Genomic DNA, 251 nt, shown 5'->3' with positions numbered 1-251 from the left:
ACACTGGGGGAGATCCTGCCTGGTGTGTTGGTGACCGCCGTTGGACTGACCACGTTCGAGTCGGTATTCCGGCTGTATACGCAGTTCAAATCACCGGAAAGTAGTGCGATCGCGGGTGTTCTTGTACTGTTGACGTGGCTCTATTTCAGTGGCTTGATTATTTTGGTTGGCGTCGCTGTCAACGCCGTACTCTCGAATCGGAGCGCGGATGTCGATATTGAGCCAGTAACGAGGGCAGCACGAACTAACAG

The 251-nt window shown here is 53.8% G+C and carries 1 protein-coding gene; it reads left to right on the top strand.

Translation table 11 applies throughout. The features are described 5' to 3' along the window. A partial coding sequence (locus C450_RS06565) for a YhjD/YihY/BrkB family envelope integrity protein (RefSeq protein ID WP_005041672.1) occupies positions 1–251 on the top strand: 251 nt, incomplete at both ends.

It is taken from the genome of Halococcus salifodinae DSM 8989 (assembly GCF_000336935.1).
GTDB lineage: Archaea > Halobacteriota > Halobacteria > Halobacteriales > Halococcaceae > Halococcus > Halococcus salifodinae.
Note: the sequence above shows the minus strand (reverse complement) of the source record. Positions and strands in the feature narration are given on the sequence as shown.